Genomic DNA, 7068 nt, shown 5'->3' with positions numbered 1-7068 from the left:
CCCCGGTCTCCGGCGTTCCCGCGCCGGCCGCCCCGGCGTCGGCCGGGATACCGACGCCCTCCGGCGATCACGGTCCTAGGGTTCACGCGTCGGCCGAGATGCCGACGCCCCCCGGTGTTCCCGCGCCCGCCGCGCACGTGCCCGCTCCTGCGGCCTCGGCCGGGTTGCCGGCACCCGGCGCCCTGGGGCCCCTGCAGGCCGCGCCGGTCCACGCCGAGGGGCCGGGACCCGCCCCCGCTCCCGGCCCGTGGCAGCGCTACGACCCCTGGGCGGCTCCCGCGGGCCCCGGGGGACACGGGCCTCTCCAGCAGAACGGCGCCGCCGTGCCGAGCACGGAGCAGCGGCGCAAGCGGGGCAGGAAGGCCCTGGTGCTCGGTGCCGTGCTGCTCGCGCTCGTGTCCGGCGGCGTCGGCGGCGTCGTAGGGACGTACCTGGAGCGGAACGGCGGCGTCGGGGCCGTCGAGTTGCCGCAGGTCTCGGAAGAGGCCACCGCGCGGGACGCGGACAGTGTGGCCGGGATCGCCGGGCGTGCCCTGCCCAGCGTGGTCACGCTGCATGTCGGCGGCGCGGGTGAGCAGGGCACGGGCACCGGCTTCGTGCTCGACACGCGGGGGCACATCCTCACCAACAACCACGTCGTGCAGCCCGCCGGATCGGGCGGCGAGATCACCGTGACCTTCAACGGCGGGCAGACTGCCCCGGCCGAGGTCGTCGGCCGGGACAGCGGCTACGACCTCGCCGTCGTGAAGGTGAAGGGCGTCAGCGGACTCACCCCGCTGCCCCTCGGCAACTCGGACAACGTGCAGGTCGGCGACCCGGTCGTGGCCATCGGCGCCCCCTTCGACCTGGCCGGCACGGTCACCTCCGGCATCATCAGCGCCAAGCAGCGGCCCATCACGGCCGGCGGCGAGAAGGGGGACGGAAGCGACGTGTCGTACGTCGACGCGCTACAGACCGACGCGCCCATCAACCCCGGCAACTCCGGCGGGCCCCTGCTCGACGCCCGGGCCCGGGTCATCGGCATCAACTCGGCCATCCGCTCGGCGGACAGCGGCTCCACGCCGGACAGCGGCCGCTCCGGTTCGATAGGCCTCGGTTTCGCCATCCCCATCAACCAGGGCAAACGCGTCGCCGAAGAGCTGATCAACACGGGGAAGGCGACTCACCCGGTCATCGGCATCACCCTGGACATGGACTACACGGGCGACGGCGCCCGCGTAGCCACCGAAGGCAGCGAGGGCGGGGCACCGGTCACCGCGGGCGGCCCGGGTGCCGAGGCCGGGATCAAGTCGGGTGACGTCATCACGCAGGTCGACGGCCGGCGGGTGCACTCCGGCGAGGAACTGATCGTCAAGACCCGGGCACACCGCCCCGGCGACCGCCTGGAGCTGACCGTCGAACGCGGCGGCAAGGAGCGGAAGGTCTCGCTCGTCCTCGGATCGTCCGGTGGCTGAGACATGAGGTCCGGGGCCCGCGAAGACGTCTCATCAGGCCCTGCAAGGGACCAACAGGGCAAACAATCGGGAAAGCGCCCCCACCTCCCGCACTCGGAGGTCCCGGGACAGTACCGGTCGGACAGGATCGCCGGGTACCGTGGGTCCGGCCCGGACCACGGCAAGACCCGCACCGACCACGAGGGCCGAGGACCGAGGACATCGCAAGGAGCTTCAGGTGTTCAATGACATAGGACCACTCGAGCTGGTGACGCTCATCGTCCTCGCCGTGCTCGTCTTCGGTCCGGACAAGCTCCCCAAGGTCATCCAGGACGTGACACGCACGATCCGGAAGATCCGTGAGTTCTCGGAGAGCGCCAAGAACGACATCCGGGAGGAACTGGGCCCGGAGTTCAAGGACTTCGAGTTCGAGGACCTCAACCCCAAGACGTTCATCCGCAAGCAGCTGGACAACGAGGACCTGGGGCTCAAGGAGATCCGTAACGGCTTCGACCTGAAGAAGGAGATGGCCGAGGTCACCGACGCCGTCCACAGCCGTGAATCCGACACCTCCTCGGCGTCGCCCGCCGGAGCCGCCGGGTCGTCCGGTGGCCGCATCGACATGACGAAGAAGCCGGAAACGCCCGAACCGGACGACCGGCCGCCCTTCGACGCGGACGCCACCTGAGCGACACGCACAGGGGCGCACGCGCCCGCGCGTGACGCGTTTCATACTCCGGTCGGGCTGTCTACGGCCTGAACCGGGCGCCCCTGTGGGCCACGCGCCGGGCGGATTCCCTGCTGCTCTCAGCGGTGTGGCTATGCTGCCGAGTTGTTGTGCGGACCGTGACGAGTACGCCCGAAGGGGGGCGGGCCGTTCCGGTCCGACTAGAGCGAGGAGGCGTCCGGGCTTATGGAGACGACGAGTCGGGCAGTCGCGCAGACGCCGGCCGGGGAGGGTGGACAACAGGTCCGCCCCGCCCGGCGTGCGGTCGACGGCTACCTGCGTGCGCCCTTCCCGTGGTACGGCCTCGACGAGGCCTTCACGGGACCGCGCTGGCTGATGCAGGTCGGTACGACGGCCGACGGGGCCGTGGAACACGGGTCGATCGGGCACGGGGACGAACCCACGGTGCGCAACGAGCACGCCGCCGGGGCCGATCAGGATGCCAAGGAGAAGTTCGCGGTCGTCGTGACCGTGGCGGCGAATCCCTCACGGCGCACGGCGGACGGAACGGGGCTGCTGGAGGCCACGTCGGTCTCCTCCGCGGCGTGGCTGGCGGGTGTGGGGCTGCTGTCCTTCACCTGGCCCGGGCAGATGGACCACGCCCTGCGGGACGACTGGCTGGAGCAGCAGACCGAGACGGCGTGGGTGCTGGCGGACGACCTGGACGGGGACGACTGGTCGACGCTGTCCCTGCCGGTGGACGGGGTGCCCACGGCGTTCCACTACCGGGAGTCCGAGTTCGGGTGGGTGCTTGCCGGGTCGACCTCGGCGGGCGTCCACGTCGGGGCGTACGGCAGGGGCATGAGTGCCTATGGGCTCGGCTTCGCCGCGGTCAAGGACATCGCCGCCTACGCGTGACGCCAAGGGCGCCGCCTGCTGTCGGCGCCCATCGCCGTAGGGGTCCTGTCAGCGGACGGCTGCGGGCACGTGGTGGCTGGTCGCGCAGTTCCCCGCACCCCTGGGGGGCGTCGCCCCCCAGGGCGTTTCGATCAGAACTTGTTCCGCGGGGTGATCCCCAGGGACAGGCCCGACAGGCCTCGCTGCCGTCCTCCCAGCTTGCCCGCGATCGCCCGCAGCGCCGAGCCTGCCGGGGAGTCCGGGTCCGTCAGGACGACCGGCCTGCCGTCGTCGCCTCCCTCGCGGAGGCGGACGTCGATGGGGATGCTGCCGAGGACCGGGATGTTCGTGCCGGTCGTGCGCGTCAGGCCGTCGGCTACCGACTGGCCGCCGCCCGTGCCGAAGACGTCGACCATCTCATCGCAGTGCGGGCAGGGCAGGCCGGACATGTTCTCGACCACGCCGACGATCTTCTGGTGGGTCTGGACGGCGATGGAGCCCGCGCGCTCGGCGACCTCGGCCGCCGCCTGCTGCGGGGTCGTCACGACCAGGATCTCCGCGTTCGGGACCAGCTGGGCGACGGAGATCGCGATATCGCCGGTGCCGGGCGGCAGGTCCAGGAGCAGGACGTCCAGGTCGCCCCAGTACACGTCCGCCAGGAACTGCTGGAGGGCGCGGTGGAGCATCGGGCCGCGCCAGACGACCGGGGCGTTGCCCGGGGTGAACATGCCGATGGAGATGACCTTCACGCCGTTCGCCGACGGCGGCATGATCATGTTCTCGACCTGGGTGGGACTGCCGTCGGCGCCCAGCATGCGCGGCACGGAGTGGCCGTAGATGTCGGCGTCGACGACACCGACCTTGAGGCCGTCGGCCGCCATCGCCGCCGCCAGGTTGACCGTCACCGAGGACTTGCCGACGCCGCCCTTGCCGGAGGCGACCGCGTAGACGCGGGTCAGGCTGCCCGGCTTGGCGAAGGGGACCTCGCGCTCGGTCTGGCCGCCGCGCAGGGCGGACGCCAGTTCCTTGCGCTGCTCGTCGCTCATCACGTCGAGCGTGACGTCGACGCGGGTGACGCCCTCGACCGCGGCCACCGCGTCGGTCACGCGCTGCGTGATCGTGTCCCGCATCGGGCAGCCCGAGACCGTGAGGTACACGGTGACCGCGACCGCCCCGTCCGCGCCGATCTCCACCGACTTGACCATCCCGAGTTCGGTGATGGGCTTGTGGATCTCGGGGTCGTTCACCGTCGCCAGTGCCTCGCGCACCGCGTCTTCCATAGCCATAGGACGATGGTACGGCTCTGTACCGGTGCGTAGGAAAGCGTCTCAGTGGTCGTCTGCGTCACGTCCCCGTGAGCGTTCCGCCGGGAACACGACGGGATCGTGACGGTGGCCGTTGTGCCGTTCCTCCAGCTCCTTGATCGTGTCCTGCAGCTCCGAGCGGATCCAGTCGCGGGTGGCGACCTCGCCCAGGCCGATACGCAGGGCGGCGATCTCGCGGGTCAGGTACTCGGTGTCCGCGATCGACCGCTCGTTCTGCTTGCGGTCCTGCTCCAGGTTGACCCGGTCCCGGTCGTCCTGCCGGTTCTGCGCGAGCAGGATCAGCGGGGCGGCGTAGGAGGCCTGGAGGGACAGCATCAGGGTCAGGAAGATGAACGGGTACTCGTCGAAGCGCAGGCCGCGCGGCGCGAAGATGTTCCACACCACCCACAGGATGATGGCGACCGTCATCCAGACGATGAACCGCCCGGTGCCCAGGAAGCGCGCGATGCGCTCCGACAGCCGCCCGAAGGCCTCCGGGTCGTACTCGGGCAGGAACCGGCGCCGGCGCGGCAGCGGCTGGTCGAGCCGGGTGGTGCGGGGCCGGGAGGCGGCCGTGGCACCCGCCGGCGTGCGGTCGCGCAGGCTCTCGCGCTCAGGCACCATCGGTGGCCACCTCCTCGTCCAGGTGGAACTCCGTCTCCCGCCAGTCCTCCGGGAGCATGTGGTCGAGCACGTCGTCCACGGTCACCGCGCCCAGCAGCGCGCCGGCCTCGTCGACGACCGGCGCCGCGACCATGTCGTACGTGGCGAAGAACCCCGCGACGGCGGGCAGCGCCGCCTCGGGGTCGAGTGGCTGCAGATCGTTGTCCAGGATCGAGCTGACCAGGGAGGGCGGTGGTTCGCGCAGCAGGCGCTGGAAGTGGACCGTGCCCAGGTACTTCCCGGTCGGCGTCTCGTCCGGGGGCCGGCACACGTAGACCTGGGCGGCGAGCGCGGGGGAGAGGTCGCGGTTGCGGACCCGGGCCAGGGCGTCGGCGACGGTGGCGTCCGGGCGCAGCACGATCGGCTCGGTGGTCATCAGACCTCCCGCCGTGCGGTCCTCGTACGACATCAGGCGCCGCATGTCGGCCGCGTCGCCGGGCTGCATCAGGCTCAGCAGCCGCTCCTGCTCGTCCGTCGGCAGCTCGCCCAGCAGGTCGGCCGCGTCGTCCGGGTCCATGGCCTCCAGGACGTCCGCGGCACGCTCCTCCTTCAGCTTGCCGAGGATCTCGATCTGGTCGTCCTCCGGCAGCTCCTCCAGCACATCGGCGAGCCGGTCGTCGTCGAGGGCGGCGGCGACCTCGGCCCGGCGCTTGGGGGAGAGGTGGTGCAGGACGTTGGCCAGGTCGGCGGGGCGCAGTTGCTCGAACGTGGCGAGGAGGCTCTCCGCGCCCTGCCCCTGCTCCTCCAGGGAGAAGCCGCTCACGGCGGTCCACTCGACGGTCAGCGCCTCGCCCTTGGCCCGGCGGAACGCACTTCCCTTCCTGCCCTTGCGGACGAAGACCCGGTCGATCTCCCACTCCCGCCGGGCCGGCAGCTGATGCACCGACAGGTCGAGAACGGTCACGTCCTCGCCGGTCTCGGTGAGCGTCACACGCCGGTCCAGCAGCTCCCCGAAGACCAGCCGCTCGGTGGGCCGCTGCTCGAAGCGCCGGACGTTGAGCACGCCGGTGGTGATGATCTGGCCGGACTGGATGGCGGTGACCCGGGTCATCGGCAGGAAGATACGGCGGCGGGTGGCGAGTTCGACGACGAGGCCGAGCAGCCTCGGCGGTCGCTGCCCCACCCGCAGCATGACGACCAGATCGCGCACCCGCCCCACCTGGTCGCCGGCTGGGTCGAAGACGGCGACACCTTGGAGGTGCGATACGAAGATCCGGGGGGCGCCCGCTGCCATGGCCGCGGCTCCTTTTCGTGCGGGGTGGTTCGTGGTGGCTGTCGGTGTGGCTTTCTTTGTGCCTGAGTCTTCCGAATTGCCCGCTCGGGTGGGCTTCAGGCTAGCCCGTCCCGATCGGCGACGCGTCGGCGGCCGGTCCGGACGGACTGGCTCCGATCCGCCCGCACGACCCCGGTACCCTGCGGTACGCCGTTCAGGTCTCCCGTCAGAGAGGCAGCCCCACCTGTGACCCCGATTCGCCAGAGCCGCGGCCGAGGTGCCGCACTCGCGAGCGCGACGTGCGCACTGCTCGTGACGGGAACGGTGCTCACCGGCTGCGCGGAGGATCCGAACGAGGGCACCAACGGGGTCGGCAGACTCCCCGCCGCCAAGATCCAGGGCAAGACCCGGTCGGCCGCCGAGTCCGCCGGGGCGGTCCGGGTGCACGGCAACGTCGTCAGCGGCGGTCGGACGTACGCGCTCGACATGCGGCTGAACGACGACGGCGGCGACGGCTCGGTCACCTCCGAGGGCGCGACCTTCAAGCTGCTGCGCATCGGCGAGCAGCTCTACGTCAAGGCGGACGCCGAGTTCTGGACTCACGGCAGCGGCCAGGGCGGCGGCAAGGCGGACGCGGCGGCGGCCTCCAAGCTCGGCGGCAAGTTCGTGAAGGTGCCGAAGGGCGACCCTTCGTACAAGAAGTTCAGCGGTTTCACGGACAAGGGTCTCCTCCTCGACGGTCTGCTGACCCTGCACGGGACGCTCGCGACGGACGGCCACGACGAGGAGGCGGGCGTCCGAACCATCCGCGTCACCGGTGACAAGGGCTCCGGCGGCACCCTGGAGGTGTCCTTGGAGGGCAAGCCGTACCCGCTGCGCCTGGAACGGGCG

The 7068-nt window shown here is 71.4% G+C and carries 7 protein-coding genes; 4 read left to right on the top strand and 3 right to left on the bottom strand.

From position 1 onward, the window contains the following. The 3 genes from C1J00_RS35085 to C1J00_RS35075 form a co-directional block, all read left to right on the top strand. Positions 1 to 1454: S1C family serine protease (locus tag C1J00_RS35085; protein ID WP_245936623.1), on the top strand; the 1454-nt coding region annotated here is incomplete at its 5' end. 217 nt (positions 1455 to 1671) lie between these two features. After that, the gene (locus C1J00_RS35080; protein ID WP_102912988.1) at positions 1672 to 2121 is read left to right on the top strand and encodes a sec-independent translocase; all 450 of its coding nucleotides are present in this window, start codon (positions 1672 to 1674) and stop codon (positions 2119 to 2121) included. A 225-nt stretch (positions 2122 to 2346) separates the two neighbouring features. Then, on the top strand, positions 2347 to 3018 hold the full coding sequence (locus tag C1J00_RS35075) for a hypothetical protein (protein ID WP_102912987.1): 672 nt from the start codon (positions 2347 to 2349) through the stop codon (positions 3016 to 3018). Positions 3019 to 3149: 131 nt separating this feature from the next. On the opposite strand, the gene C1J00_RS35070 is transcribed toward C1J00_RS35075, so the two are convergent. The 3 genes from C1J00_RS35070 to C1J00_RS35060 are packed head-to-tail and all read right to left on the bottom strand — an operon-like array spanning position 3150 to position 6198. Continuing rightward, entirely contained in the window at positions 3150 to 4283 is a 1134-nt protein-coding gene (locus C1J00_RS35070) for an Mrp/NBP35 family ATP-binding protein (RefSeq protein ID WP_102912986.1), read from the bottom strand. 42 nt (positions 4284 to 4325) lie between these two features. Continuing rightward, the gene (locus C1J00_RS35065) at positions 4326 to 4925 is read right to left on the bottom strand and encodes a DUF1003 domain-containing protein (RefSeq protein ID WP_102912985.1); all 600 of its coding nucleotides are present in this window, start codon (positions 4923 to 4925) and stop codon (positions 4326 to 4328) included. Continuing rightward, positions 4915 to 6198, bottom strand: a complete 1284-nt coding sequence (locus tag C1J00_RS35060) for a magnesium transporter MgtE N-terminal domain-containing protein (protein ID WP_102912984.1) — start codon at positions 6196 to 6198, stop codon at positions 4915 to 4917. Before C1J00_RS35060 ends, C1J00_RS35065 begins: the two co-directional genes overlap by 11 nt. 225 nt (positions 6199 to 6423) lie before the next feature. Between C1J00_RS35060 and C1J00_RS35055 the strand changes: the two genes are divergently transcribed. After that, on the top strand, positions 6424 to 7068 hold a 645-nt coding region (locus tag C1J00_RS35055; RefSeq protein ID WP_102912990.1), incomplete at its 3' end, for a hypothetical protein.

Origin of the sequence: Streptomyces cahuitamycinicus, from assembly GCF_002891435.1 — a bacterium.
Classification (GTDB): Bacteria; Actinomycetota; Actinomycetes; order Streptomycetales; family Streptomycetaceae; genus Streptomyces; species Streptomyces cahuitamycinicus.
This window is presented reverse-complemented; position numbering and strand designations above follow the sequence as displayed.